The sequence below is a fragment of the Nonomuraea sp. NPDC003214 genome (genome assembly GCF_053590035.1).
This window is the reverse complement of sequence record NZ_JBSFSX010000001.1, coordinates 65,265-90,406: the sequence shown is the minus strand read 5'-3', so window position 1 is coordinate 90,406 and position 25,142 is coordinate 65,265. Positions and strand designations below refer to the sequence as shown.

Here is a 25,142-nt window from a genome sequence, read left to right as displayed (position 1 = left end):
CTTGAGGAACAGCTCTCATGCACACGAAGATCCAGGAGCTCGAGAAGGCGACCCTGCGCAGCGACGTGCCGGACTTCCGTCCCGGTGACACGCTCGAGGTTCACGTCCGAGTCGTCGAAGGCAACCGCTCCCGCGTCCAGGTCTTCAAGGGGTTCGTGCTGCGCCGTCAGGGCAGCGGCGCCCGCGAGACCTTCACCGTCCGCAAGGTGAGCTACAGCGTCGGCGTCGAGCGCACCTTCCCGGTGCACAGCCCGGTCATCGAGAAGATCGTCCTCGTGACCCGTGGCGACGTCCGCCGCGCCAAGCTCTACTACATGCGCGACCTGCGCGGCAAGGCCGCCCGCATCCGCGAGAAGCGTGAGAGCACGCCCGCGAAGTAAGCATGCTTTCCCCGAATGGCCCGCACCGAGGTGCGGGCCATTCGGTTTTGCGGGGCCCTTTCCTTTATGTGGAGCGACTCGTGAGCGGTGTAACGTCGGTCGAGGCTTGTCGGGCCGGGACATCATCTAGGCTCGTCAGCAATGACTAGCGAGAGCCAGGAGCACGGCGCGCCGCGCCGCCCTGTCGAGGACGAGGTGGACGTGGTCGCCGAAGACACTCAGAAGCCGGCAAAAGACGGGAAGAAAGAGAAGAAGAAGGGGTCGTTCTGGAAAGAACTTCCCGTTCTGGTCGTCGTGGCGCTGGCGCTGGCGCTGATCATCAAGACCTTCGTCATCCAGGCCTTCTACATCCCGTCCGAGTCGATGGAGAACACGCTCCTCACCAACGACCGGGTGCTGGTCAACAAGCTCGTCTACCACACGCGCGACATCGAGCGCGGCGACGTGGTCGTCTTCTCCGGCGTCGACTCCTGGGACGGCGAGTTCCAGTTCGAGGAGCCGGCCAACCCCGTCGCGGGCTTCTTCCGCTGGGTCGGCACCGCGTTCGGCGTGGTCCCCGGCGAGAAGGACTACATCAAGCGCGTCATCGGCGTCGGCGGCGACCACGTCAAGTGCTGCGACTCCCAGCAGCGCATCACCGTCAACGGCGTGGCGATCGACGAGAGCGCCTACCTCTATCCGGGCAACCTGCCCTCGCGGGAGCCGTTCGACATCACGGTGCCGCCCAACCGCCTGTGGGTGATGGGCGACCACCGCCAGGTCTCGCTGGACTCGCGCTCCCACACGGGCGACCCCGGCGGCGGGTCCATCCCCGAGAGCCAGGTCATCGGCCGCGCCTTCGTGATCGTCTGGCCGTTCTCCCGCGCGACCACGATCCCGATCCCCGACACGTTCGCCCAGCCCGCGCTCCAGGCGCTGAGCGGGTCCGCCCCGCTGGTCGCCGGATTCGCGCTGGCCGTACCCTTGGTCGTGGTCCGTCGGCGCTGGCTGGTGAAGAGGCGATGACGGCCGTCACCGAGAAGGCAGAGGGCGTGGAGAAGAAGAAAAAGGGCGGCATCCGCGAGACGATCTACCTGCTGGTGCTGGGCGTGGGGATCGCGCTGGTGCTCCAGGCGTTCGTGATCGGGTCGTTCTACATCCCCTCCGAGTCGATGGAGAACACCCTCAAGATCAACGACCGGGTGTTCGTCAACAAGCTCGCCGGCGCTCCCGGGCGGGGCGACATCATCGTCTTCAAGGGCTGGAACGGTGAGGACACGATCAAGCGCGTCATCGGCGTGGCCGGCGACCGGGTCGTGTGCTGCGACTCCAAGAAGCGCCTGACGATCAACGGCAAGGCGCTGGACGAGCCCTACCTCTTCCCCGACGACTTCCCCTCCGACGAGAAGTTCGACATCACGGTGCCCAAGGGCAAGCTGTGGCTGATGGGCGACCACCGCAGCGCCTCGGCCGACTCGCGCAGCCACATGGAAGAGCCGGGCAAGGGGTTCATCTCGGTCGACGACGTGATCGGCACCGCCGTGGTGCGCTACTGGCCGCTGTCGAGAGGGACGATCTTCACCACTCCCGACAGCTTCGCGAAGATCGAGTAGCTTCGGTCGCGGTATGCGGCGAATGGGGCGTACGCTTCGTGTGTCATGACAGTTGCGTTCCGCCCTCGACCGAGCGTCGTCCGGCGTGATTCCGGAATCTACGCCTACGAGCGGGCGCTCGCCCGGCGCGGCCTCACCCCCATCGCGGGGGTCGACGAGGCCGGCCGCGGGGCCTGCGCGGGCCCGCTCGTGGTCGCCGCGGTCATCCTGCGCAAGGAGATCAACGGCCTGGGCGACTCCAAGCTGCTCTCGGCGCCCGTACGTGAGCGCCTCTACGAGCGGATCGTCGACACCGCCCACGTGGGCGTCGTCATCATCCCGCCCGGCGAGATCGACGCGCGCGGCCTGCACAAGTGCAATGTGTCGGGCATGCGGCGGGCGGTCGCGCGGCTGTCCTGCGACCCTGGGTACATCCTGACGGACGGATTCCCGGTGCCGGGCCTGCCGGCGCCGTCGCTCGCCGTGTGGAAGGGGGATCAGGTGGCCGCCTGTGTGGCGGCCGCGTCGATCGTGGCCAAAGTGACGAGAGATCGGTTGATGGTCGCGCTGGACGACGACTATCCGCTGTACGGTTTCGCCGAGCACAAGGGGTATGTGACACCACAACACCGCCTCGCACTGGGGGCGCACGGCCCGTGTCCGCACCACCGTTACTCGTTCGTCACGGTGGCCAGGGAGATGGGCGAGAATGAAATGGGGGCCGGCGTTGCCTAGCCGGGCACACCGGGGGACCGGTACGACAGGAGGACCGCGATGAGCGCAGAGGATCTCGAGAAGTACGAAACCGAGATGGAGCTGCAGCTTTACCGCGAATACCGCGATGTCGTCGGGTTGTTTACGTATGTGGTGGAGACGGAGCGGCGCTTCTATCTGACCAACTCGGTCGACCTGGAAGTCCGCACGGCGGAGAACGGTGACGTGTTCTTCGACGTCAAGATGCAGGACGCCTGGGTCTGGGACATGTACCGACCGGCGCGCTTCGTGAAGAATGTCCGGGTGGTGACGTTCAAGGATGTGAACGTCGAGGAATTGGCCAAGGCCGACCTGGAAATGCCGAAGGAGGGCTTCTCGGGCTGACCGTTTCCGAGGCTGACTGCTTCCTGGGCTGACCGTTGCCGGGGCTGGTCGTTTCCTGGGCTGGCGGTTTCCTGGAGCTGATCGTTTCCGGGGACTGGTCGTTTCCGGCGGCTGGTGGCGGCGCGTGCGCGCACGCGTTCGTCCACAGGCCCGGCCCCGGTGCCCCGCACTTATCCCCAGAACCCCGTTCGGCCGCTGCCGGCCCCGCCTCCATGAGCGAAAGTCGCTCCCCGGAGGTGCCACATGGCCGCGAAGAACGACCTGGGCAGGCACGGCGAGCGACTGGCCGCCGACTACCTGCGCTCCCAGGGCATGACCATCATCGACCGCAACTGGCGCTGCCGCCGGGGCGAGATCGACATCATCGCCGAGGACGGCGCCACGCTCGTCGTGGTCGAGGTCAAGACCCGATCGAGCAGATCCCACGGCACGGCGCTCGAGTCCGTCCGCCCCGCGAAGGTGGCCAGGCTGCGCGCCCTGGCCGCCACCTGGCTCGCCGCCCAGCCCCAGCCCTACGCGACCGTGCGGGTCGACGTGATCGCGCTGGAGCGCTTCGCCGGCGACTACTCCCTGCGTCACGTGCGGGGGGTGAGCTAGATGGCGGTCGCGTCCACCCGCAGCGTCGCCCTCGTCGGCGTCACCGGCAGCACCGTCGAGGTGGAGGCCGACGTCGGCAGCGGGCTGGCGGGCATGCACCTCATCGGCCTGCCCGACACCGCGCTGAGCGAGGCCCGCGAGCGCGTCCGGTCGGCCATGGTCAACAGCCACTACGCCTGGCCCGACGCTCGCATCACCGTCAGCCTCTTCCCGGCCAGCCTGCCCAAACGCGGCAGCCAGTTCGATCTGGCCATCGCCGTGGCCATCCTGGGCGCCGCCGGGCTGGTGCCCGCCCAGCGGGTCGCGGACATGTTCTTCCTCGGCGAGCTCGGCCTCGACGGGCGGCTGAGGCCGGTGCGCGGCGTGCTCCCGTCGGTCCTGGGCGCCGCCGGGGACGGGGCCGCCACCGTGGTCGTACCCGCCGCCAACGCGGCCGAGGCGGCCCTGGTGCCGGGCGTGCGGGTGGTCCCGGTCGCCGACCTGCGCCGGCTCGTCGAGTGGCTGCGCCGAGGCGACCCTCCACCCGCCGTCCCGGCCCCCGCCGCAGCCCCCGCTAGGGACCCTGCCGTGGCGCCCGCTCCAGGCTCCGCTGTGGCGTCCGCTTCAAGCCTCGCATCGGGCCTCGCCTCGAGCACGGCTTCGAGCCCCGCTCCAGGCCCGGCTTCGACGTCCGCTTCGGGCGGCGCTTCGGGCCGCGCTTCGGGGTCCGCTTCGGGCGGCGCTTCGGCGTCCGCCGAGGCTTCCGGGCCCGCCGCCCAGGCGGAGGCCAGCGGCCCGGCCCCCGCCGCCCGCCCCGACCTGGACCTGTCGGACGTGGTCGGCCAGCCGATGGCCAGACGCGCCCTGGAGGTCTGCGCCGCGGGCAACCACAACCTCTGGATGCTCGGCCCGCCCGGCACCGGCAAGACCCTGCTGGCCGAACGCCTCCCCACCCTGCTGCCCGACCTGGAGCTCGACCACGCGCTCGAAGTGACGGCCATCCACTCGGTTGCGGGCGTCCTGCCGCCCAACAGCCCCATGGTCAGCCGCCCGCCCTTCGTCAACCCCCACCACACCGCCTCCGCCGCGGCCGTCATCGGCGGCGGCAGCACGGTCGTGCGCCCCGGCGCGATCTCCCTCGCCCACCGGGGCGTGTTGTTCATGGACGAAGCACCGGAGTTCCCGCGCCACGTCCTCGACTCGCTCCGCCAGCCGCTGGAGTCGGGCCAGGTCACGGTGGCGAGATCGGCGGGCTCGGTCACGTTCCCGGCCCGCTTCATCCTGGTGCTGGCCGCCAACCCCTGCCCCTGCGCCCAGCCCCAGGACCAGGGCGAGAGCTGCCACTGCTCGCCCACGGTCCGGCGCCGCTACCTGGGCAGGCTCTCGGGCCCGCTGCTCGACCGCATCGACATGAAGGTCACCGTGGCCCGCTCCAGCAGGCGCGAGCTCTTGGCCGACCGGCAGTTCGTCGAGTCCAGCCGCACGGTCGCCCAACGCGTCCTGCTGGCCCGTGAGCGCGCCGCCAAGCGCTTCGCCGGCACCCCCTGGCGCACCAACGCCGAGATCCCCTCGTCGACCCTGCACGCCGACTACCGTCCGCCGGACGCCGCCATGCGCCCCATCACGAGCTGCCTCGACTCCGGCACCCTCAGCGCGCGCGGCCTCGACCGCGTCGTCCGCGTCGCCTGGACCCTCGCCGACCTGGCCGGCAAGGACCGCCCCGACGAGGACGAGACCTCCGCCGCCCTGGCGCTGTGGCTCGGCCTGACCCCCTGACCCGCCCCTTTCTCGTCCACCTTCCGTCTCCAGGAGACCCACCGTGCACACCCCCGACCACGAGGCCCGTGCCGCCCTCATGCGTGCCGCCGACGCCGGCGACACCGCGATGGGCCGCCTGGTCTCCCACTACGGCGCCGTCCGGACCGCCGAAGCCGTACGCGCCCAGCGCCTCCCCGACCCCGGCGACCCCCTCCCGGCCGACGGAGACCACCTCCGAGACCATTCCGGAGACCGCCCCCGAGACCATTCCGGAGACCGCCCGGGAGACCGCCCCGGGGACCTGAGCCACCGCCTTGCCACCTGGCACACCCGCCTGGCCACCTGGCACGCCCGCTTGACCGCCGCCGACCCCCCGGCGGACCTCGCCGCCGGCCACCAGGCCGGAGCCAGGCTCGTCATCCCCGGCGACCCGGAGTGGCCCACCCAGCTCGACCAGCTCGGCCCCGGCCGCCCGCTCGGCCTGTGGCTCCACGGCAACGCCGACCTCCGCTTCTCCTGCCTCAGATCAGCGGCCGTCGTCGGCGCCCGAGCCGCCACCCCCTACGGCGCCCATGTCGCCGCCCAGTTCGGCATCGGCCTGAGCGAGTCAGGCTGGACCGTCATCTCGGGCGGTGCGATCGGCATCGACGCCGCCGCCCACCGAGGCGCCCTCGCCGCCGACTCCCCGACGGTCGTCGTCCTGGCCTGCGGCGTGGACATCCCCTACCCGGCCGAACACCATCCCCTCTTCGCCGCCGCCCGAGACCAGGGCGTCCTGGTCAGCGAGTGCCCGCCGGGCGTCCACCCCACCCGAGCCCGCTTCCTCATCCGCAACCGCCTGATCGCCGCACTCTCCCGGGGCACGGCCGTCATCGAAGCCGCCCTGCGCAGCGGCGCGCTCAACACCGCGACCCACGCCCTCACCCTCGACCGCCACCTGGCCGTCGTCCCCGGCCCCATCACCTCGGCCCAGTCCGCGGGCTGCCACCGCCTCCTCAGAGAGCAGAAGGCCGTCTGCGTGACCTCCCCCGAAGAGCTCATCGAACTCGTCGGCACGATCGGCGAGGACCTCGCCCCGCCCCAGCGCGCCCCCGCCCTCCCCAGAGACGCCCTGTCACCCCAGACCCGCGCCGTCCTGGACGCCATCCCGTCGCGAGGTGGCGCCGGTCCAGCCACCATCGCCGTGGCCGCCGGCGTCCCCCTCAACACTGCCCTGAGCGCCCTGGGCTCCCTAGCGGCCGCCGGCTACGTCGAACGCGTCCCGAAGGGCTGGCGCATCCGCAAACCCCCCTCGCCCGTCTACCCCAAAGCCACCCCCACCGCCGTAGACCAGCCCACGCCCCCTCCGGAACAGCACGCCGTCCCCTCCGGGCACCACGCTTTCGGGCAGCATGCTTCGGGGCAGCGCGCTGTCTCGCCGAGTCCGCCCGGGGTGCCTCAAGAGCAGGGCGCCGTCTCTAAAGGGCCGTCTGGCGTCCCTTCCGGACAGCACGCTGTCTCACCGGAATCGCCCAGGGTGCATTCCGAGCAGCGCGCCGCCCCACCCAGCGTCCCGTCGGAACGGGACGCTGCGCCATCGGAGCCGCCCGCTGGATCAGCTCAAACACCCGCTCGCCCACCCGGATCGGCCGGATCACCCGTCCCTTCGGACCGCCCACTGCCCGACGCCTCCGCCACACCCGAGCGAACCTCCCCTCCTCGCCCGGCTTCCCCCGAGGGACGGCCCACTCCCATCCCCTCACCCCGCACCGGATCTCCGGCGCTCACGCCCCCGCCCAACGCCAGCTCACAAGAGGACGAGACGCCGCTCCCCTCACCGACGCCCGCGGCGCAGCCCTATAACCCGGAGAATCAGATGATCCCCTCACCCCGCCAGGAGCCGCCATGATCGATCTTCGCGGTACGTCGAGCGCGCCGCGTCCCGTACCCCTGAGCAGGGATAGCTTCGTCAATCGGCGCGTATCGACCTCCGGTGCCGCCGGCTCGTGCTCTTGACGACCCGGGCCACGGAGTTGCCGGACGGCCAGATCTGCAGGAAGTAGCGATCGGGCGCCTGCTCCTCGTAACAATCGCAGTGGCTCTCGTCCAAACCATGAACGTGATACCGCAATCGGTACTGACCAGGACCGGAGGGAAGGGGCGGGAGCGCGTAAATCTCCTCGTCTCCCCACTCATGAAGCGAAACGCTCCCCGTCGCCGAGGTGAAGCCAATCTCCACGATGTCCTCGTACGCGTCCAGGTCCGGATCAGGCTCGGACGGCGCCACTTGAACGTCGAACCGCACCTTGCCGTAGTGCGTGCCAATGGTCAGCAAGGCAGCGCCTTCCATCACGCTGATGATCCCAAGAGGTTGCCCTTCATCGTCATGACCTAAGCGCTCGGGGATGTCCGTCTCGTCATAGTCGTCGAGCAGGTACGCCAGGCCGTAATCGACACCGAGGGCGATGGTCATGGTGTGAGCGCTAGGCAGGGGTTCCGTCATGAGCCGTGATCGTAAAGCTCAACGCAGACATTCTGATTGGCGCTGGGACCGGCCATTTCGACACGGCAACTGAAGGTCCCCGCCCTGTCGCCCGCTCGAAACCCGCCGCCTTCTGTACGGGCCGCCTTCTATGCAGGTTGCCTTCTGTATGGGCCGTTTCCGTGCGGCGCGTTTTCGTGCGGAGCACCCTCCGCGCGGGCCGTTTCCGCGCGGCGCGATTCTGTGCGGGGCGCCATCCGTGCGGGCCGTTTCCGTGCGGCGCGTTTTCGTGCGGGGCGCCATCCATGCGGGCCGCTTCCCGGTGGGGGTTCTCCGTGGGGATCGGCTTCCACACGGATCGGCTTCCGTGTGGATCGGCTTCCGTGTGGACCGTTTTCCGCGCGGGTGTTGCCTAATGTCGGCTTCAGGTGGGCGGCCTTCAGCCGGGAGGGCTGGTGGTAGGGCTGGCCTCCCTGCAAGCCGGGGGTGTGCGGGAATGTGTCCGCATCCGGTGAGGGGGACTCTGGGCGTAGCTCCGGTTGTCCTCCAGGAGGTGCCGTGTCCGCTGTTCTTGGTCCGCTGCTTCGCCGGGTGGCGCGGTGGCATCGGCCGCTGATGCTGATGGTCGCCTCGATGCTGTTGCTGCTGGTCGTCTCGGCGGTTGGGCTCGGGGTCGATGGCCGGGTGCTTTTGGGGGCTCCCGTGTGGCTCAAGCCGTTCAAGTTCGCGGTGTCGATGGCCGTCTACGGGACCACGCTGGCCTGGATGCTGTCTCTGCCTCATCGGGGCAGCAAATGGACCTCTGGGCTGGCCACGGTTTTCGCCGTCACCGGGTTCGTCGACACCGCCATCGTTGCGATCCAGGCTGCTCGCGGCACCTTCAGCCATTTCAACAAGTCCACCGAATCGGCCGAGAGAGTCATGCAGGTCATCTTCGGCAACGGGGTGCTTCTGATCATGCTGGCCAACATCGCGCTCGCGGTCATTCTGGCCGTACAGCGCGTCCATGCCGATCGTGCGATGAGCCGGGCGATTCACGCGGGGCTCACGCTGGCCGTCGTCGGCATGGCCCTGGGCTTTCTCATCCCTATGCAGGGGAAGGCGGAGATCGCGCTGACCACCGGGGGTGAGCGGGTGTTGCTGAGCAGCGGGCACAGCGTGGGCGTGCCCGACGGCGGCCCCGGCCTGCCTTTGACGGAGTGGAGCACCACGGGTGGTGACCTGCGGATTCCTCATTTCGTCGGATTGCATGGGCTTCAGGTCATGTTGATCGGCGCCCTGTTGCTGGCTGCTCTGGCGGCTCGCTACCCGCTCTTACGTGACGACCGGACTCGTGCTCGGCTGATCGGTGTGACCGCCGTTGGCTACACCGGCCTGATCGCTTTGCTCACCTGGCAGGCGTTGCGTGCTCAGCCCTTGATCCGGCCTGACGTCCTGACGTTGGCTGCCGGCGCTCTGCTGGCGGCGCTCACTGCTGTTGCGGCTGCTGTGGTGCTGGTAGCGGCGGGGCGTGCCTCGCATAGCGGGGAAGGGCGTGCCTCGACTGTCGGCTGACTTCTGAGGGGGCTCTGCAACGGCCGCTGGTCCTGTCGCCGCCTCGCCGCGCTCCTGGCCAGTGCGCTCTGCATCACGCCTTCGGCCAATACGCTCCGCGCCTCGCCTCCGGTCACTGCGCCCCGCGTCTTGCCTCTGGCCAGTGCGCTCCGCGTCTCGCCTTCGGCCAGTGGGTCCTGCGTCGCGCCTCCGGCCGGTGCGTCCCGCGTCTCGCCTCCGGCCACCGCGAAGTGCCGCCCCGGCCACCGCTTCCAGTGCTGGCTCTTGGCTACTACGCCCCGTGTCTAGGCCCCGAAGCATCGCAATCCGCGTTGGCATCGGGCCCGCGCAATCCACGCTGGCCCCTAACCACCGCAACCGGCAATCCGCGCTGGCCCCGAACCACCGCAAACCGGTAGTCCGCGGTGGCCGAGGCAACCGTAGCCCGTGCTCGCCGTGGCCAGCGGGCTCGCGAGGCGCCCTTGCTGGTAGCAGCCGAACTGGGGATGCAGGCAGTGGGCGGGCGCCTTGGTGTAGCGGATGTAGGTGCGAGGAAGGGGGAGAGCTTGGCTTCGGGTAGGCGGGTGGAGGTGCGGTGAAGGTTGGGGGCGCGGGGCAGACTGGGAGTGGTGTTCAGGCGTGCGTTCCGTTAGTTGCTAGCAAATGGAGGCGGTTGTGGGGGATGGGCCTGCGGTCGGGGACGTTGTTGCGGAATTTGAGGCTTATTTGCGGTTTGAGAGGGATTTGTCGCCTCATACCGTGAGGGCCTATCTGGGGGATGTGGCCGAGCTGCTGGCTTATGTGGGCGGGGCGGTGGAGGCGCTGGATGTGGTGGCGCTGCGGGGGTGGTTGGCGGCGCAGCATGACGCGGGGAAGGCGCGGGCGACGTTGGCTCGGCGGTCGGCCTGTGTGCGGACGTTCACTGCCTTCTGCCATCGCAGGGGGTGGCTCGGCAGCGATCCCGGGTTGCTGTTGGGGACGGCCAAGGCGCCGCGGCAGTTGCCTGCCGTGCTCGATCAGGAGCAGGCGCGGCGGGTGTTGGACGTGCCGGTGGAGGGGGAGCCCAAGGATCTGCGTGACCAGGCTCTGCTGGAGCTGCTGTATGCCACCGGGATTCGCGTATCCGAGTTGTGCGGGCTGGATGTGGATGACGTGGATCGGGAGCGGCGGGTCGTACGGGTGCTGGGCAAGGGGCGCAAGGAGCGGGCGGTGCCGGTCGGGGGGCCGGCGATGCGGGCGTTGGACGGGTGGTGCGTGTACGGGCGGCCGTTGTGGGTGCGGCCGGGGTCCGGGGCGGCGTTGTTCCTGGGGGTGCGGGGCGGGCGCATCGATGCCGGGACCGTCCGGCGGGTGGTGCATGCGCGGGTGCGGCAGGTGGAAGGGGCGCCCGACATGGGGCCTCATGGGTTGAGGCACAGCGCGGCTACCCATCTCCTGGAGGGTGGGGCGGATCTGCGCAGCGTGCAGGAGTTGCTGGGGCATGCCTCGCTCAGCAGTACGCAGGTGTACACGCATGTGTCGATCGAACGGCTGCGTAGCGCTTATCGGCAGGCGCATCCGAGGGCGTGACGGCGGGACCTCCTGCAGGTGCTCAGCGGGGTGGGCGGCGGCGGGGGCGGCGGGGCTTACGGTGCTGGCCGGTGGGGGTGGGCGGGGGATCGGCGGTGGGCGTTCTTCTCTTGGAGTGTCTGCCTTCTGGTGGGCGGGGGCGGTGGCGGCGGATCAGGAGGAAGAGGAGAAGGGCGGTGCCGACGAGGGCTGCCAGGGCGATGGGCGGGGGTGCCGGGGTTGAGGCTGAGCGGGGGAGGAGCGGTGGGACGGGGGGTTGTTCCGGTCCTGGAGTTGGGGTCGGTGTTCGGGGTTGTTCCGTCTCTGGGCTGAGGGGTGATGCCTGGCTCCGGGCCGGAGGCAGGGATTGCCAGAAGGGGAGGAGGCGGACGGGGGCTTGGGCCAGGAGCAGGAGCGGGTCGAGGTAGGTGGTGTCGCGTTTGAGGCCCCAGTGCAGGCAGGACTCGGGGCAGTGCGGCGGTGGTGAAGGGGCGATGGCGCCCAGGCGGTCTCCGAGCGCTACGGGGTCGCCTCGGCGTACGGCGGGGATGACCGGGAGGTAGGTCGTGCGGAGGCCGTCCGCGTGGTCGACCGTGACCACGCCGCGGCCTGCCACGGGGCCGGCGAAGCCGACCGTGCCCGGGCCTGCGGCGAGGACGGGGGTGGCTGCCGGAGCGGCCAGGTCCACGCCGCGGTGGCCCGCCAGCCAGGGGGCCGGGGGTGGGGCGAAACGGCTCAGGATGCGGGGTGTGCCGTCGAGGGGCCAGCGCCAGGGTGGGTGGTCCGCGGTGGCCGGGGTCGTGGGGATGAGGACGGCGCAGGTCAGGGCGAGGATGATCGCCAGGAGCTTCAGCGTGGTGCGGGGTGAGGGGCGGCGGGGCATGGGGGGAGTCTGCGGCGGGGGCAGGGGGGTGCGGGGGGCCGAGCGGGGTTCTGTGGATAAGGCGTTCTGCGGATAAGGGGAAGGGCTCAGCGGGAGCGGAGCGGGGAGGCCCAGATCCAGGCGGTGCTGAGGGCGATGCCCGCCGCGCAGATGAAGATCACGGGGCGTAGGCCCAGGACCTCGGCGAGGAGGCCGCCTGCGAGGCCGCCGAGGGCCATGACGCCCTGGACGGCGAAGGTCATGGTGGCGTTGACGCGGGCCCGGAGTTCGGTGGGGGAGTCGCGCAGGGTGATGGCGCCCATGCAGGTGGCGAAGGCGACGACGATGCCGCCGGTGAGGACGCCCGTGGTGGCGAGGACGACGAGCTTCCACCAGAGGGCGCCGTCGAGGAGGCCCACCGCGAGGATCTCCAGGGGGAAGAACAGCACCGATCCGAGGAGGATCCGGTTCTCGCCGAAGCGCTTGGCCAGGCGGGTGGTGACCCAGGCGCCCAGCAGTCCGCCGGCGCCGCTGAGGGCGATGAGGACGCCGAGCAGGCCCTGGGGGATGCCCAGGGTGTTCACCATGTAGAGGATGTGGACGGCCGTGTAGGCCATGGCGAAGAAGTTGATCGTGACGCCGGCGCCGAGCAGGGCGCGCAGGGTCGGGATGGTGATGCTCGTGCGCAGGCCCTCGACGATGTCGCGCCACATGCCGCGGGTGGGGGCGGGTTCGGCGTGTTCGGGGGTGCGGATCGAACGCAGGAGCAGCGCCGAGCCCAGGAAGGAGAGCGATTCGGCGAGCACGGCCAGCGGTGCGGTGAGGATCTGCACCAGCAGGCCGGCGAGGCCGGGGCCCGCCACGGACGCCATCGAGTAGGAGGCGTGGAAGCCGGCCAGGGCGCTGGTCCGCTGGTTCTCGGGGACGATCGCGGCCAGGTGGGGGAAGTTCGCCGCGCGGAAGGTGACGCCGGCGGTGCCGATCACGAGGGCGACGACGATCAGCCACGGGACCGTGAGCACGCCCAGCAGCCAGGCCACGGGGACGGTCACGGCGGCCACGGCCGACACGAGCTCGCAGGCGATCATCAGAGGACGGTGGCGGCGGAGGCGGTCCGCGACGGCTCCTGCCTGGAGGCCGAACAGCAGGGCGGGCAGCGAGGCGGCGGCGGTCAGGATGCCCATCTCGGCGGGGCCGGCGGCCAGGAGGGTGACCGCCGTCAGGGGGATCGCCAGCTTGGAGACCTCCGAGCCGGTGATGGAGATCGTACGGGCCGACCAGAGCAGCCGGTAGTCGCGCTGCTTGCGAAGAGGAAGGTCGGACAGCGGAGGGCCTGGCAGCGGGGAATCGGTGTGGGGCGCGCCGGTCATGGGGGACTCCAAGAGGATGCAGAGTTGTGAAGGGAACCCTTCACAACTCTGAAAGTAGTCCTTCAGAGTTGTGAAGGCAACCTTTCACGAATGTCCCGGTACCGTTGGCGCATGGAGCTGGACGATCCGAAGGCGATGCGGGCACTGGCCCATCCAGCCAGGCTGGCCATACTGAACCGGCTCGGCGCCGGAAGGAGCGCGACCGCCACCGAGGTCGCCGAGGACGCCGGGATCACCCCCAGCGCGGCCAGCTACCACCTGCGGATGCTGGCCAAGTACGGCTTCGTGGAGGACGCCCCGCCGCGCGGCGACGGGCGCGAACGGCTGTGGAAGGCCGTCGACAGGTCCCTCGCGATCGGCATCCTGCCCGGCGACCGGCCCGAGGTGCGGGAGGCCAAGGACCTGCTCATCCGGGCGGTGCGCAAGGACGCCGAGAAGGAGCTGGAACGGGCCCTGTCCAACCTGCCGCAGGAGCCCGAAGAATGGCGGGACGCGAGCCGCTTCAGCCGGATCACGCTGCGCCTCGACGCGCAGGAGATGGGACGCCTCTACGCCGACATCGAGAAGCTGCTCGCCCCGTACATCGCCCGTCACCGCAGCCCGGAGGACGCGCCACCCGGGGCGAGGGTGGCGGAGGCGCAGGTGAGCCTGTTCCCGCAAGCCGACCGGCCGGTGCCCGGGCTGCCCAGCGAGGACCACGACGCCGGTGGCTGAGCCGTGCGCGCCGCCGGTTGACCTCGACGGTCAGGCCGGGGTGGCATGGGAGGTAGACTTTTCGATGGCCTGTGACCACAGGCCGACTTCGCATGCCTCACGAAGGACCGCACCATCGGTCCGGGCCTCGGCCCGGCTGGAGCGGTTCCGGGGCATCAGGGCGGTAGCTCGCCGGCTGCCGCGGCACAACCGAGAATCGCGCCCACTCGCGGGGCGCCCTGACTTGGAGGACCAGCACATGGCCCCCGTCGTCACCATGCGACAGCTGCTCGAGAGCGGCGTTCACTTCGGCCACCAGACCCGCCGCTGGAACCCGAAGATGAAGCGCTTCATCTTCACCGAGCGCAACGGCATCTACATCATCGACTTGCAGAAGTCGCTGTCGTACATCGACCGTGCGTACGACTTCGTCAAGGAGACCGTCGCCCACGGCGGCACGATCCTGTTCATCGGCACCAAGAAGCAGGCTCAGGAGGCCATCTCCGAGCAGGCCGCCCGGGTCGGCATGCCGTACGTGAACCAGCGCTGGCTGGGCGGCATGCTCACCAACTTCTCCACCGTGCACAAGAGGCTTCAGCGTCTGAAGGAGCTCGAGGAGCTCGACTTCGACAACGTCGCCGCGTCGGGGCTCACCAAGAAGGAGCTCCTCATGCGCCGCCGCGAGAAGGACAAGCTCGAGCGCACGCTCGGCGGCATCCGTGACATGGGCCGCGTGCCCAGCGCGGTGTGGATCGTGGACACCAAGAAGGAGCACATCGCGATCAGCGAGGCCAAGAAGCTTGGCATCCCGGTCGTCGCGATCCTCGACACCAACTGCGACCCCGACGAGGTCGACTACCCGATCCCGGGCAACGACGACGCCATCCGCGCCGTCGGGCTGCTCACGCGCGTCGTGGCCGACGGTGTCGCCGCCGGTCTGATGGCCCGTTCCGGCGCCGCCCGCGGCGACGAGAAGCCGGCCGCCGCCGAGCCGCTGGCCGAGTGGGAGCGCGAGCTCATCGAGCAGGGTGGTGGCGAGCAGGCCGCCGCGGTCGAGGCGCCCGCCGCTGAGGAGGCCGTCGCCGAGGCTCCGGCCGCTGAGGCCCCGGTCGCCGAGGCCGCTCCCGAGGCTGAGGCGGCTCCCGCCGAGGGCGAGACCGCCGAGACCGAGCAGCAGGCCTGACGCCTTCCCGCCCGGGCCTTCGGGTCCGGACCGGGCCAGGGGTTCCGGGGTCCGGCTGATCGAGAGGTCGGCCGGACGCCCACCGGGACGCCGGGGGCATCGGATCGGCGGGCCAGGCGCTCGGGGTGGTGGTTCGCCACCGTCCTCGGGCCGACGGGTCGCCGCCGGCCGGCTCGGTGGCCGCCGCGAGTGGCCGCCACAGGTGGCACCCGGGGTGAGCCCGCCGCAGCCGACAGGCCGCCGCAAGCGGCGAGCAGCCGGACCGGTGGGCCGCCGCAGGCTCCGGTCGGTGGATGCCACGGGCCGGGATCGGCGGGCCGCCGCAGGTGGCGGGGCGCTTGACCGCACGTTCGGTCGGTCTGCCGACGCAGGTGGGCGCAGGGCCGGGGTCGCAGGCGGCAGTACGGCGGGCCGCGGGGTTCGGGCGGGTGACCGCCAAGGTCCCGAGGCCCAGGGTCCCGAGGCCCCACAAGGCCACGGTCCAGGGCCACGGCTCACGGGCCACGGTCCAAGGCCCACGGCCCACGGCTCACGGGCCACGGCTCAGGGCTCACGATCCAGGGCGGTACGGCTTATGGGTCGGGCTCAGGGGCCGCGGATGAGACGGTGAAGCGGTTCGGGAGCCCCCGGGCGAGGGTCGAAGGGCACGGCCCGGGGCAGAGGGTATGGCTCCCGGGCCCATCGAGAGGCTTCTGTGCGGCACCCGGTGCCGTACCGACAAGCGGGTGGGCGGCCCCCACCCCTTCCACGACGAACAACCCACGACGACATCCCACGAGGAAAACGCAATGGCTTCCGTGAACATGGCCGACGTCAAGCGGCTTCGCGAGATCACCGCTGCAGGCATGATGGACTGCAAGAAGGCTCTTGAGGAGGCTGAGGGCGACTTCGACCGCGCCATCGAGCTGCTCCGTCTCAAGGGCGCCAAGGACGTGGGCAAGCGCGAGGCGCGCACCGCCTCCAACGGCCTGGTCGCGCTCCAGCAGGACGGCGACTCCGCCGCGGCGCTGCTCGAGCTCAACTGCGAGACCGACTTCGTGGCCAAGGGCGAGCGCTTCCAGGAGCTGGCCTCCCAGGTCGTCGCGCACGTGCTGGCCACCAAGCCGGCCGACGTGCCGTCGCTGCTGGAGTCGTCCTTCGACGGCAAGACGGTCAAGGAGCACCTGGACGTGGCCAACGCCGCGCTCGGTGAGAAGATCGAGATCCGCCGCTTCAAGGTGCTGGAGGGCGGCTACATCGGCGCCTACATGCACCGCACCGACCCGGCGCTGCCGCCGGCCGTCGGCGTGCTCGTGCAGCTCGACAAGGCCAACCCCGAGGTGGCCAAGGACATCGCGCAGCACGCTGCCGCGATGGCCCCGCAGTACCTGAACGCGGACGCCGTGCCGGCCGAGGTCATCGAGAAGGAGCGCAAGCTCTTCGAGGAGATGACCCGCGAGGAGGGCAAGCCCGAGGCCGCGATCGGCAAGATCGTCGAGGGCCGGGTCAACGGCTGGTACAAGGACTTCACGCTGCTCCAGCAGGCGTTCGTGAAGGACAACAAGAAGAGCGTGGGCAAGTACGCCGAGGAGAACGGCGCGCAGGTTCTGGCTTTCGTCCGGTTCAAGGTCGGCCAGGCATAGGCTGGAGCGAAGTTCTCCGGCGTCGCACCGGCCCAGGCCGGTTCCGGTGCGACATCACGCGACGTAACGCGTGGAATTCGGTCGGATCGGGGCTGAACGCCCCACCGGCCGGAGCAAGTCCAACAGAACCGCCAATAGAGGGAGGCCGCCGCCGTGCAGGACAGTCAGGAGCCCGCCACGTCGGCGGCTTCTTCGTCCCGGAACCAGAGTCCGCTGCGCTGGAAGCGGGTGATGTTGAAGCTGTCGGGTGAGGCGTTCGCCGGCGGCGAGCCGCTGGGCATCGACCCCGGCGTGGTCGAGCAGCTGGCCGATTCGATCGCCGAGGCCGTGCGCGAGGGCGTGCAGGTCGCGGTCGTGGTGGGCGGCGGCAACATGTTCCGCGGCGCGACCTTGTCGGAGGGGGGCATCGACCGGGCCCGCGCCGATTACATGGGCATGCTCGGCACGGTCATCAACTGCCTCGCGCTGCAGGACTTCCTTGAGCGGCGCGGCGTCGAGACGCGCGTGCAGACCGCCATCACCATGCAGCAGGTCGCCGAGCCGTTCCTGCCGCGCCGGGCGATCAGGCACCTGGAGAAGGGGCGCGTGGTCATCTTCGGCGCCGGGCTCGGCTCGCCGTACTTCTCCACCGACACCGCCGCGTCCCAGCGGGCCCTGGAGATCGGCGCGGAGGCGCTGCTCAAGGGCACCCAGGTGGACGGGATCTACGACTCCGATCCACGGAAGAATCCCGATGCGGTGAGGTTCGACCACCTGGACTACGGCGAGGTGCTGATTCGTGACCTGGCGGTCATGGACGCCACCGCGATCAGCCTGTGCAAGGACAACGACCTGCCGATCGTGGTCTTCGACCTGATGGGCGAGGGCAACATCCTGCGTGCGGTCCGCGGTGAGAAAATCGGCACGCTGGTGAGTCCCGCAGGCAAATGAGGGTGCGAGCCCGACACCGCCAGCTAGAAGACAGGGAGCCGCTGTGATCGACGAAACCCTCCTCGAAGCCGAGGAAAAGATGGACAAGGCCGTTTCGGTCGCGAAGGAAGACTTCGCGGGCATCCGTACGGGCCGTGTCACCCCCTCGATGTTCAACAAGATCAACGCTGAGTACTACGGTTCGCCGACCCCGATCCAGCAGTTGGCCTCGTTCCATGTGCCCGAGGCCCGCATGGTCATCATCCAGCCTTACGACAAGGGCTCGATGGCCGCGATCGAGAAGGCGATCCGCGACTCCGACCTCGGCGTCAACCCCGGCAACGACGGCCAGGTGATCCGCGTGTCGTTCCCCGAGCTGTCGGAGGAGCGCCGCAAGGAGTACATCAAGGTCGCCAGGAACAAGGGTGAGCACGCCAAGGTGTCGGTGCGCAACATCCGCCGCTCCGCCAAGGAGATCCTCGACAAGATGGTCAAGGACGGCGAGGCGGGCGAGGACGAGGTCAGGCGTGCCGAGAAGGAGCTCGACGACCTCACGCAGAAGCACGTCGCCAAGATCGACGAGCTGCTGAAGCACAAGGAAGCCGAGCTGCTCGAAGTCTGAGCGGTTCGCCGCGCGGCCCTCGCCTGATGGCGGGGGCCGTGGCTCATGGAGACTCTGTGGAAGAACGTACGGCCGGGACCAGCCGCACCGGCCGGAACCTGCCTGCCGCGATCGCGGTGGGCGTGGGGCTGGGCGCGCTGGTCATCGTCTCCCTCTACACCATCAAGGAGCTTTTCCTCGTGGTGGTCGCGGGGGCCGTGGGCGTCGGCGTGATGGAGCTGGTGCGGGCGTTCGCGACCCGCGGGATCCAGGTTCCGGCCGTGCCGGTGCTGGCGGGCGTGGTCGCCATGCAGGCGGGCGCCTACTGGGGCGGCGGCGTGTGGCTGCTGGGCACGTTCGTGGTGTTCGCGTTCGCGTTGCTGATCTGGCGGATGGTCAGCGCCGGCACCGAGGGGTACGTACGGGACGCGACGGCGTCGGTCTTCACCCTGTTCTATCCGCCGTTGCTGGCCGGGTTCGTGGCGTTGCTGCTGGCGCCGGACGACGGGGCGCACCGGGTGGTGGTGTTCATCGCGGTGACGGTGGCGAGCGATGTCGGCGGCTATGTGGCGGGGGTGCTGTTCGGCAGGCACCAGCTTTCGCCGATCAGCCCGAAGAAGACGTGGGAGGGGCTGGCCGGGTCGGCGGTGGCGTGCACGGCCGTGGGGGCCTGGCTGGTGACGTGGCTGCTGGACGGCGAGCCGTGGCAGGGCGCGGTGATCGGGGTGCTGGCGGCGCTGCTGGCGACCGTGGGCGACCTCATCGAGTCGATGATCAAGCGTGATCTCGGCATCAAGGACCTGGGCACGATCCTGCCGGGGCACGGCGGGCTGATGGACCGGCTGGACTCGCTGGTGGCCACGCTGGTGCCGGTGTGGCTGCTCCTGGCGCTGTTCGTCTGAGGGCCGGCTGCTCGTGTGAGAGTCAGCTGAGCGCGTCGGCGGTGGCGGGCGTGAGCCAGAGCCAGCGGACGATCTCCCCGCCAAACGCAAATCCCGACATGTCGGGCATATTGGGGGCGTCGGCCTTCATGGTCACCCCCGCGTACCGCGCGCCCATCGGGAACGTCGACGGATCGTGATACCACTTCGCGGTGTGCCCGTTGCCGAGCCAGGTGACCGAGTGCCACGGATACTGAGCCAGCCACACCAGCAGCAGCGCCGCGTCGCGCGGATCCTCGCGGGTGGCGACGGCCAGCTCGATCCTGGCGTACGCGCCGGGCGTGTCGAGCCACTGCTCGACCGTCGGCATCCGCTGGCAGCTCATCCCGACCGTCGACAGCACGGTGAACCCGCGCTCGCCGTGGGGCGGACGCTCGGTGATGCCGACCGTGGGCAGCCGGTCGCCGCTGGCGTCCCAATAGCGGCCCGCCGGGCCGAGCACCCGGTCGAGGTGGCCCAGCACGAACTCCTGGAACGACGGCCACGACCCCTCCGCCTGCCGCCAGCGCCAGTAGGAGTGCGCGTTGGAGATGCGCGGGCGCAGCCCTTCCAGCGCCTCCGACAGCGCCCAGGCGAACGGCGACTCGCCCACCGCGTCACGCGCGTAGCCGGGCATGCCGCGGTGCATGTCGGCCCAACCGGGGATGACGGCGAGCAGGTCGTCCTCCTCGTAGAGCGCCACCCCGTCGCCCTCCTCGAACCACAGCGGCGTGAGCTGCCCCAGCGGCCGGCGCCCGTCCGGGTGGAGGGTGTTGGCGCGGGGCATCAGCGGCGGCAGCCCGGCGTTGACGCGCGACAGGTCGATCACGGCGGGCGCGGGCCGATGGTTGGCCAGCCAGACCGCGCCCCGCACGGCGCCGTCGGGCGCGCACAGGTAAGCGACCGAGGAGTCCTCGTCCCGTTCGACCACGAGCGTCCGGCTACCGTAGGGATTGCCGGCCGTGAGGACGACCTCGGTATGCCCCTCGCCCGACGCAGACCGGAAAATCGCCATACGTGAGAACTGTAGATCCCCGGCCAGGCTCTCCGGAATGACACCGGCGAGGCAGGCGTTCACTACCCTGGTCGGAAACCGTACGAACAAAGGCAGGAACGTGTCCCAGCAGCCAGGCCAGCTCACCTTCGTCGCGCCGCGCCGGGCCAAGCCGGCCAGGCACCTGGCGGACCTGTCCATGGCCGAGCGCAGGGCGGCCGTCGCCGAGCTCGGCGAGAAGGCGTTCCGCGCCGACCAGCTCTCCCGCCACTACTTCGAGCGGCTGACCACCGACGTCGAGGCGATGACCGACCTGCCCGCCGCCGCCCGCGAGAAGCTGTCGGCGCTGCTGCCGCCGCTGCTCACCTCCGTCAGGGAGATGACCACCGACGGCGGCACCACGCGCAAGACGCTGTGGCGGCTGTTCGACGGCGCGCTGGTGGAGTCGGTGCTCATGCGCTATCCCGACCGGGCCACCATGTGCGTCTCGTCGCAGGCCGGCTGCGGCATGAACTGCCCGTTCTGCGCCACCGGCCAGGCGGGGCTGACCCGTAACATGTCCACCGCCGAGATCGTCGAGCAGGTCGTCTCCGGCGCCCGCGCGCTCGCGGCCGGCGAGGTGCCCGGCGGGCCCGGCCGGGTCAACAACGTGGTGTTCATGGGCATGGGCGAGCCGCTGGCCAACTACAAGCAGGTGATCGGGGCGGTGCGCCGTCTGGTGGAGCCCGCGCCGCACGGCCTGGGCATCTCGGCCCGGGGCGTCACCGTCTCCACGGTCGGCCTGGTGCCCGCCATCGGCAAGCTCGCCGACGAGGGCCTGCCGGTGACGCTCGCGCTGTCGCTGCACGCGCCCGACGACGAGCTGCGTGACACGCTGGTGCCGATCAACACCCGGTGGAAGGTGGCCGAAGTCCTCGACGCCGCCTGGGCCTACGCGGCCAGGACCAAGCGGCGGGTCTCCATCGAGTACGCGCTGATCAAGGACATCAACGACCAGGAGTGGCGGGCCGACCTGCTCGGCAAGCTGGTCAAGAACAAGCTGGTGCACGTCAACCTGATCCCGCTCAACCCGACGCCGGGCTCCAAGTGGACCGCCTCGCGGCCGGAGGACGAGCGGGCGTTCGTGCGGCGGCTGCAGTTCCACGGCGTGCCGGTGACGGTCCGCGACACGCGCGGGCGCGAGATCGACGGCGCCTGCGGCCAGCTCGCCGCCGCCGAATAACACCGGCCCGCGGGCGAGCAAGCCCAGGCGAAAAGTTCCGGCCCGCAAGCAACGCCCCGCCTCAGGGGCGGGTACGGCGCAGCCACGCGTACGCGGCCAGGCCGATCAGGCACCAGGCCAGCGAGGCGGCGGCCAGCGCGGGAAGCCGGTCGGCCAGCAGCCCGGAGTTCGCGGCGCGCATCCAGGCGGTGACCGGCACGCTGAGCCAGTGCAGCGGCGACGCGCTCACCATCAGCGTCGCCAGGAAGCCGCCCACCAGCGCCATGATCGAGACGGCCGGTGACGGCAGGATCGCGCGGCTGGTGAGCGCGCCGAGCGCCAGGCCGGTGAGGATCGCCAGGGCGTGCAGGGCCAGGACGGCGGCCAGCTCGGCGCCCTGCGGGGTGGCGCTCACGCCGAGCAGCAGCCCCCACCCCAGGGCCAGCGCGTCGAAGGCGACGCAGGCGGCGAGGGCGGCCAGCAGCCCGGCGGCGAGCTCGCGCCGGCGCCCGCCCGCGAGGGTGGCCGACAGCTCGCGCTGGCGGTCCGGCTCGGTGTCGAGCAGGCTCCTGGCGGCCCAGGCGAGGAACGGGATGATCAGCGCCGCCGAGTCGGTCAGCGCCGCCGCCTCCAGCCCCCGGGGCGCGCGGCTGCCGTGCAGGATCGCGAGCAGCGCCAGGATCGCCAGCAGCGCCTGGTAGACGCGGTGGGAGCGGACGTAGGCGGCGACGCGGAAGGCGGCCAGGGCGATCATCGGGTCTCCTCGCTCAGCTCGCGGGTCGCGTAGCCTTCGGCCCGCATGCGGCCGAGGAACGCGGCGGCCTCCCCGGCCGGCACCGTGACCTCGACCGTGACGGGCGGCGCCTCCAGGACCGGCCCCGCCGGGGCGGCGGGTTCCGTGAGGAGGCCGCCGGTGAGCGACCAGTGGCGCAGCGACGGCAGGCCGCGCAGCCCGCCCTGGTGGTCACTGGCCACGACGACGACGCCGCGCGCGGACAGATGGGCGACGATCGGCGGGAGGGCGTCGCGGGTGTCGGCGTCCAGCCCGGCGAACGGCTCGTCGAGCAGCAGGAGCCCCGGCTCGCCCATCAGCGCCTGGGCCAGCCCCACCTTGTGCGCGCTGCCCTTGGACAGCTCGCCGAGCCGCACGTCCAGCAGGTGTTGCATGGTGAGGCGTTCGGCCCACGGCCGCCAGCGGGCGCCGCCGCGCACCCGGGCCATGTGGTCGAGGTAGCGGGCCACGGTGAACGGCTGCTCGGTGGGGAAGCGGTCGGGGGCCAGGCCGACGACCGCGGGCCGGTCCGCGATGGTCCCGGTTGTGGGGGTGAGCAGCCCGGCCAGCAGGCGCAGGAGCGTGGACTTGCCGGCGCCGTTGACGCCGGTCAGCTCGATCACGTCGCCGGGGGACGCCAGTGCGTTGACATCCCGGATGACGGATTGGTCACGTCTTCTGTAGCGGAAGGACACGTTGGTCAGGCGCATGGTGCTGTAACGGTATAGCCCGGCTCGCATTGTCGTGATAAATGAACTCCACAATGGGAGGCGACCCCGGCAGAACTCAGGAGGAGTGGGCTTGAACCGCTTTCCGCGCGTCATGGGTATGCGTTCAGGCTATGACCCCGTCGAGGTCGACACGCTGATCGGGCGGATCGAGGCGACGCTGGGCAGGGGGCCGCGCGACCTGGAGCGCGTCACCGCCGACGAGGTGCGCACGGCGACGTTCCGGGCGCGGCGCGGCGGCTATCAGGAGACGGCGGTCGACTTCGCGCTGGAGGCGTTCGTGGTGGCGCTGGAGACGATGGCCAAGGCGCCGGTCCGGCTGGCGATGGCCGAGCCGACGGGGGAGATGCTGCGCGAGGAGTGGTTCGAGGGCCAGGCGGCCCGGGTGGAGCGGGTGGCGTTCCGGCCCGGCCGGATGGGCACCGGCTACAACGAGGACGAGGTCGACGCGTTCCTGGACCGGATCGTGGCCACGCTGCGGGGCACGACGGACTACCCGGTGTCGGCGGCCGAGGTCAGGGAGGCGAAGTTCGCCACCGTGATGTTCCGGGCGGGCTACCTGATCGCCGACGTGGACGAGTTCCTGGCGGGCATCGCGGACGTGCTGGAGCAGCGGGCCTGAGGACCCGGGGGCGGCTCAGATCGCCCGGACGAGCCCGCGCAGGTCGGGCTGCGTCTCCTGGGGGATCGCGGGGTCGGCGGGCCGCTCGCCCTGCCGGTTGATCCACACGCGGCGGATGCCGAGCTGGTGCGCCGGGACGAGGTCGTGCACGTAGCTCTGCGCCACGTGCACCCAGTGGGTGGGCCGGTGGGCGCGTTCGAAGGCGGTGAAGTGGGCGTGCGACGGCTTGTAGGCGCCCACCTGCTCGGAGGTCACCACGGCGTCGAAGGGCACCGGCAGCCGGCGCAGCGTCCCGGCGATGAGGTCGCGGTCGCAGTTGGTGAGCAGCGCCAGGTTCCAGCCGGCCTCGCGCACGGCCGACAGCTCGGTGCCGACCTCGGGGAAGACCGGCCAGTAGGGCAGGGTGTCACCGAGCACGAAGGCGTCGTCGGGGCCGAGCGTCACCTTCTCCTGCGCGCAGGCCCGGCGCAGCGCCTCGGCCAGCACCTGCCGGTAGCGCATCGCGGGGTTCTCGGCCTGCACGTCGAGTTCGTGCCTGACGTACGCCTCCAACAGACGCTCGCCGTGACCGGGGGCGATCAGCTCGGCGCCGGAGCGGATGCCGTGCCGCCAGTCGACGAGCGTGCCGAAACAGTCGAACGTGACCCATCGCATAAGGCTCATCATGCGCCTTTGGCGATCTTTACGCGACCCGTCGCGCCGGTCAGGCCCGGGCCGGAGCCGGAGTGCCGGATCCTCTGAGGTGCCCGTGGCTGATCAGGGCCACGATGACCGAGGTCACCGGGGCGGCCAGGAACGCGCCGGTGATGCCGGCGATCACGCTGCCGACGGTGATGGCCACGAGGATGACCGCGCCGGGCAGGTCGAGGGCCTTGCCGTAGATCTGCGGCGCCAGCACGTGGCCCTCGATCTGCTGCACGAGCACGGTCACCGCGACGACGATCAGCGCGATCAGCCAGCCCTTGGCCACGAACGCGACCACCGCCGCCAGCAGCCCGGCCATGAACGCCCCCACGACCGGCAGGAACGCGCCGACGAACGTGAGCACCGCCAGCGGCAGCGCGATCGGCACGCCGAGGATCCACAGCGCGAGCCCGATGAAGAACGCGTCGACGAGCCCGACGAGCGCCACCCCGCGGATGTAGCGGCCGATCACGGAGAACACCAGCTCCCCGGTCTCCATGAGGTGCGGCCGCGCGGAGGCGGGGAACAGCTCGACCAGCCAGTGCCACAGCCGGTCGCCGCCGTGCACGAAGTAGACCGCCAGGATGACGGACAGCACGCCGCCCACCACGATCTCGCCGGCGGTCCGCACGCCGGCGATCGCGCCCGTGGTGATCTGGTGCTCCTGCTTGGCGAAGTAGTCGCGCGCCTGCTGGAGCAGTTGCTGGTCGTCGAGCCCCAGCCAGGCGGTGAAGCGGTGCAGCTCCTCCAGCACCTTGCCGACGCTGGCGTGCATCTCGGCCACGCTGGCGATGGTGGGCGGCACGAGCAGCGCGCCCAGGCCGACGGCCAGCAGCAGGCCGCCGACGAAGACGACGGTGGTGGCGAGCGCCCGGTTGAGCCCGCGCCGCGTCAGCCAGCGGGCGGGCGGGTAGAGCAGGGCGGTGAAGAAGACGCCGATGATCACCGAGAGGACCACGGTGCTCACGATGGAGTAGCAGTAGAGCACCACCGCGATGATCGCGATCCAGCCCAGCGCCCGCCACGGCCTCATCCCCGCCCCCCTTTTCGCTGCTC

The 25,142-nt window shown here is 70.8% G+C and carries 26 protein-coding genes; 18 read left to right on the top strand and 8 right to left on the bottom strand.

What is annotated here, in order from left to right; genetic code table 11:
- Window positions 1–17: 17 nt before the first annotated feature.
- From rplS to dprA, 8 genes are all read left to right on the top strand, one after another.
- Complete coding sequence (gene rplS / locus ACWDXC_RS00410; RefSeq protein ID WP_219511985.1) at window positions 18–380, top strand: 50S ribosomal protein L19; 363 nt, start codon at window positions 18–20, stop codon at window positions 378–380.
- Window positions 381–521: 141 nt separating this feature from the next.
- Window positions 522–1,385: a signal peptidase I gene (gene lepB / locus ACWDXC_RS00405; protein ID WP_219511964.1), complete on the top strand. Its 864-nt coding sequence runs from the start codon at window positions 522–524 to the stop codon at window positions 1,383–1,385.
- A complete protein-coding gene (lepB, locus tag ACWDXC_RS00400; protein ID WP_449976485.1) occupies window positions 1,382–1,972 on the top strand; it encodes a signal peptidase I in 591 nt (196 codons plus the stop codon). The genes lepB (ACWDXC_RS00405) and lepB (ACWDXC_RS00400) overlap by 4 nt, the downstream gene beginning before the upstream one ends.
- A gap of 45 nt (window positions 1,973–2,017) precedes the next feature.
- Window positions 2,018–2,686 carry a ribonuclease HII gene (locus tag ACWDXC_RS00395; RefSeq protein ID WP_219511925.1) on the top strand — a complete coding sequence of 223 codons (669 nt, stop codon included), beginning with the start codon at window positions 2,018–2,020 and terminating at the stop codon, window positions 2,684–2,686.
- A gap of 39 nt (window positions 2,687–2,725) precedes the next feature.
- Window positions 2,726–3,049, top strand: a complete 324-nt coding sequence (locus ACWDXC_RS00390; RefSeq protein ID WP_219511909.1) for a DUF2469 domain-containing protein — start codon at window positions 2,726–2,728, stop codon at window positions 3,047–3,049.
- A gap of 243 nt (window positions 3,050–3,292) precedes the next feature.
- On the top strand, window positions 3,293–3,646 hold the full coding sequence (locus tag ACWDXC_RS00385; RefSeq protein ID WP_219511891.1) for a YraN family protein: 354 nt from the start codon (window positions 3,293–3,295) through the stop codon (window positions 3,644–3,646).
- On the top strand, window positions 3,647–5,401 hold the full coding sequence (locus tag ACWDXC_RS00380) for a YifB family Mg chelatase-like AAA ATPase (RefSeq protein WP_449976480.1): 1,755 nt from the start codon (window positions 3,647–3,649) through the stop codon (window positions 5,399–5,401).
- A 43-nt stretch (window positions 5,402–5,444) separates the two neighbouring features.
- A complete protein-coding gene (gene dprA, locus ACWDXC_RS00375; protein WP_449976477.1) occupies window positions 5,445–7,271 on the top strand; it encodes a DNA-processing protein DprA in 1,827 nt (608 codons plus the stop codon).
- Between the two features lie 60 nt (window positions 7,272–7,331).
- On the opposite strand, the gene ACWDXC_RS00370 is transcribed toward dprA, so the two are convergent.
- Window positions 7,332–7,835: a hypothetical protein gene (locus tag ACWDXC_RS00370; protein WP_449976474.1), complete on the bottom strand. Its 504-nt coding sequence runs from the start codon at window positions 7,833–7,835 to the stop codon at window positions 7,332–7,334.
- Window positions 7,836–8,402: 567 nt separating this feature from the next.
- On the opposite strand from ACWDXC_RS00370, the gene ACWDXC_RS00365 reads away from it, so the two are divergent.
- Entirely contained in the window at window positions 8,403–9,398 is a 996-nt protein-coding gene (locus tag ACWDXC_RS00365) for a hypothetical protein (RefSeq protein WP_449976472.1), read from the top strand.
- Window positions 9,399–10,040: 642 nt separating this feature from the next.
- Window positions 10,041–10,946 carry a tyrosine recombinase XerC gene (locus ACWDXC_RS00360; RefSeq protein WP_449976470.1) on the top strand — a complete coding sequence of 302 codons (906 nt, stop codon included), beginning with the start codon at window positions 10,041–10,043 and terminating at the stop codon, window positions 10,944–10,946.
- A 22-nt stretch (window positions 10,947–10,968) separates the two neighbouring features.
- Here the strand turns inward: ACWDXC_RS00360 and ACWDXC_RS00355 are convergent, their stop codons facing one another.
- A complete protein-coding gene (locus ACWDXC_RS00355; RefSeq protein WP_449976468.1) occupies window positions 10,969–11,808 on the bottom strand; it encodes a M23 family metallopeptidase in 840 nt (279 codons plus the stop codon).
- 86 nt (window positions 11,809–11,894) lie between these two features.
- A complete protein-coding gene (locus ACWDXC_RS00350; RefSeq protein ID WP_449976465.1) occupies window positions 11,895–13,157 on the bottom strand; it encodes an MFS transporter in 1,263 nt (420 codons plus the stop codon).
- Window positions 13,158–13,268: 111 nt separating this feature from the next.
- Here ACWDXC_RS00350 and ACWDXC_RS00345 point away from each other — a divergent pair, with 111 nt between their 5' ends.
- The 6 genes from ACWDXC_RS00345 (at window position 13,269) to ACWDXC_RS00320 (ending at window position 19,067) form a co-directional block, all read left to right on the top strand.
- Window positions 13,269–13,871 (top strand): ArsR/SmtB family transcription factor, encoded by a 603-nt coding sequence (locus tag ACWDXC_RS00345; protein ID WP_219510003.1) that lies wholly within the window; start codon window positions 13,269–13,271, stop codon window positions 13,869–13,871.
- Window positions 13,872–14,109: 238 nt separating this feature from the next.
- Window positions 14,110–15,033, top strand: a complete 924-nt coding sequence (rpsB, locus tag ACWDXC_RS00340; RefSeq protein WP_449976463.1) for a 30S ribosomal protein S2 — start codon at window positions 14,110–14,112, stop codon at window positions 15,031–15,033.
- 788 nt (window positions 15,034–15,821) lie between these two features.
- Window positions 15,822–16,655, top strand: coding sequence for a translation elongation factor Ts (tsf, locus tag ACWDXC_RS00335; RefSeq protein WP_449976460.1), 834 nt, complete (start codon window positions 15,822–15,824; stop codon window positions 16,653–16,655).
- Between the two features lie 231 nt (window positions 16,656–16,886).
- Window positions 16,887–17,585 (top strand): UMP kinase, encoded by a 699-nt coding sequence (gene pyrH, locus ACWDXC_RS00330; RefSeq protein ID WP_246646054.1) that lies wholly within the window; start codon window positions 16,887–16,889, stop codon window positions 17,583–17,585.
- Window positions 17,586–17,628: 43 nt separating this feature from the next.
- Window positions 17,629–18,186, top strand: a complete 558-nt coding sequence (gene frr, locus ACWDXC_RS00325) for a ribosome recycling factor (RefSeq protein WP_219509999.1) — start codon at window positions 17,629–17,631, stop codon at window positions 18,184–18,186.
- 56 nt (window positions 18,187–18,242) lie between these two features.
- On the top strand, window positions 18,243–19,067 hold the full coding sequence (locus tag ACWDXC_RS00320; protein WP_308125995.1) for a phosphatidate cytidylyltransferase: 825 nt from the start codon (window positions 18,243–18,245) through the stop codon (window positions 19,065–19,067).
- Window positions 19,068–19,089: 22 nt separating this feature from the next.
- Here ACWDXC_RS00320 and ACWDXC_RS00315 read toward each other — a convergent pair whose 3' ends face one another.
- Window positions 19,090–20,016: a suppressor of fused domain protein gene (locus tag ACWDXC_RS00315; protein WP_449976454.1), complete on the bottom strand. Its 927-nt coding sequence runs from the start codon at window positions 20,014–20,016 to the stop codon at window positions 19,090–19,092.
- Between the two features lie 184 nt (window positions 20,017–20,200).
- Here ACWDXC_RS00315 and rlmN point away from each other — a divergent pair, with 184 nt between their 5' ends.
- Window positions 20,201–21,301, top strand: a complete 1,101-nt coding sequence (gene rlmN, locus ACWDXC_RS00310) for a 23S rRNA (adenine(2503)-C(2))-methyltransferase RlmN (RefSeq protein ID WP_219509996.1) — start codon at window positions 20,201–20,203, stop codon at window positions 21,299–21,301.
- 61 nt (window positions 21,302–21,362) lie between these two features.
- Here the strand turns inward: rlmN and ACWDXC_RS00305 are convergent, their stop codons facing one another.
- A complete protein-coding gene (locus ACWDXC_RS00305; RefSeq protein WP_449976450.1) occupies window positions 21,363–22,034 on the bottom strand; it encodes a hypothetical protein in 672 nt (223 codons plus the stop codon).
- Window positions 22,031–22,762 (bottom strand): ATP-binding cassette domain-containing protein, encoded by a 732-nt coding sequence (locus tag ACWDXC_RS00300; protein ID WP_449976448.1) that lies wholly within the window; start codon window positions 22,760–22,762, stop codon window positions 22,031–22,033. Before ACWDXC_RS00300 ends, ACWDXC_RS00305 begins: the two co-directional genes overlap by 4 nt.
- Window positions 22,763–22,880: 118 nt before the next feature.
- Here ACWDXC_RS00300 and ACWDXC_RS00295 point away from each other — a divergent pair, with 118 nt between their 5' ends.
- The gene (locus ACWDXC_RS00295; protein ID WP_219509993.1) at window positions 22,881–23,402 is read left to right on the top strand and encodes a DivIVA domain-containing protein; all 522 of its coding nucleotides are present in this window, start codon (window positions 22,881–22,883) and stop codon (window positions 23,400–23,402) included.
- A gap of 15 nt (window positions 23,403–23,417) precedes the next feature.
- Here ACWDXC_RS00295 and ACWDXC_RS00290 read toward each other — a convergent pair whose 3' ends face one another.
- Together ACWDXC_RS00290 and ACWDXC_RS00285 are read right to left on the bottom strand one after the other, a co-directional pair.
- Window positions 23,418–24,056: an HAD-IA family hydrolase gene (locus ACWDXC_RS00290; protein WP_364180316.1), complete on the bottom strand. Its 639-nt coding sequence runs from the start codon at window positions 24,054–24,056 to the stop codon at window positions 23,418–23,420.
- Window positions 24,057–24,105: 49 nt separating this feature from the next.
- Window positions 24,106–25,119, bottom strand: coding sequence for an AI-2E family transporter (locus ACWDXC_RS00285; RefSeq protein ID WP_449976445.1), 1,014 nt, complete (start codon window positions 25,117–25,119; stop codon window positions 24,106–24,108).
- Between the last annotated feature and the right edge of the window lie 23 nt (window positions 25,120–25,142).

Excerpts from the sequence above, each read along its gene's own strand:
- ACWDXC_RS00305 (WP_449976450.1), bottom strand. The coding sequence starts at position 22,034 with ATGATCGCCCTGGCCGCCTTCCGCGTCGCCGCCTACGTCCGCTCCCAC.
- ACWDXC_RS00370 (WP_449976474.1), bottom strand. The coding sequence starts at position 7,835 with ATGACCATCGCCCTCGGTGTCGATTACGGCCTGGCGTACCTGCTCGAC.
- lepB (WP_219511964.1), top strand. The coding sequence starts at position 522 with ATGACTAGCGAGAGCCAGGAGCACGGCGCGCCGCGCCGCCCTGTCGAG.
- ACWDXC_RS00300 (WP_449976448.1), bottom strand. The coding sequence starts at position 22,762 with ATGCGCCTGACCAACGTGTCCTTCCGCTACAGAAGACGTGACCAATCC.
- pyrH (WP_246646054.1), top strand. The coding sequence starts at position 16,887 with ATGTTGAAGCTGTCGGGTGAGGCGTTCGCCGGCGGCGAGCCGCTGGGC.
- ACWDXC_RS00290 (WP_364180316.1), bottom strand. The coding sequence starts at position 24,056 with ATGCGATGGGTCACGTTCGACTGTTTCGGCACGCTCGTCGACTGGCGG.
- ACWDXC_RS00345 (WP_219510003.1), top strand. The coding sequence starts at position 13,269 with ATGGAGCTGGACGATCCGAAGGCGATGCGGGCACTGGCCCATCCAGCC.
- ACWDXC_RS00285 (WP_449976445.1), bottom strand. The coding sequence starts at position 25,119 with ATGAGGCCGTGGCGGGCGCTGGGCTGGATCGCGATCATCGCGGTGGTG.
- ACWDXC_RS00385 (WP_219511891.1), top strand. The coding sequence starts at position 3,293 with ATGGCCGCGAAGAACGACCTGGGCAGGCACGGCGAGCGACTGGCCGCC.
- ACWDXC_RS00395 (WP_219511925.1), top strand. The coding sequence starts at position 2,018 with ATGACAGTTGCGTTCCGCCCTCGACCGAGCGTCGTCCGGCGTGATTCC.
- tsf (WP_449976460.1), top strand. The coding sequence starts at position 15,822 with ATGGCTTCCGTGAACATGGCCGACGTCAAGCGGCTTCGCGAGATCACC.
- ACWDXC_RS00360 (WP_449976470.1), top strand. The coding sequence starts at position 10,041 with ATGGAGGCGGTTGTGGGGGATGGGCCTGCGGTCGGGGACGTTGTTGCG.
- ACWDXC_RS00350 (WP_449976465.1), bottom strand. The coding sequence starts at position 13,157 with ATGACCGGCGCGCCCCACACCGATTCCCCGCTGCCAGGCCCTCCGCTG.
- rplS (WP_219511985.1), top strand. The coding sequence starts at position 18 with ATGCACACGAAGATCCAGGAGCTCGAGAAGGCGACCCTGCGCAGCGAC.
- ACWDXC_RS00295 (WP_219509993.1), top strand. The coding sequence starts at position 22,881 with ATGCGTTCAGGCTATGACCCCGTCGAGGTCGACACGCTGATCGGGCGG.
- ACWDXC_RS00390 (WP_219511909.1), top strand. The coding sequence starts at position 2,726 with ATGAGCGCAGAGGATCTCGAGAAGTACGAAACCGAGATGGAGCTGCAG.
- lepB (WP_449976485.1), top strand. The coding sequence starts at position 1,382 with ATGACGGCCGTCACCGAGAAGGCAGAGGGCGTGGAGAAGAAGAAAAAG.
- rpsB (WP_449976463.1), top strand. The coding sequence starts at position 14,110 with ATGGCCCCCGTCGTCACCATGCGACAGCTGCTCGAGAGCGGCGTTCAC.
- ACWDXC_RS00355 (WP_449976468.1), bottom strand. The coding sequence starts at position 11,808 with ATGCCCCGCCGCCCCTCACCCCGCACCACGCTGAAGCTCCTGGCGATC.
- ACWDXC_RS00380 (WP_449976480.1), top strand. The coding sequence starts at position 3,647 with ATGGCGGTCGCGTCCACCCGCAGCGTCGCCCTCGTCGGCGTCACCGGC.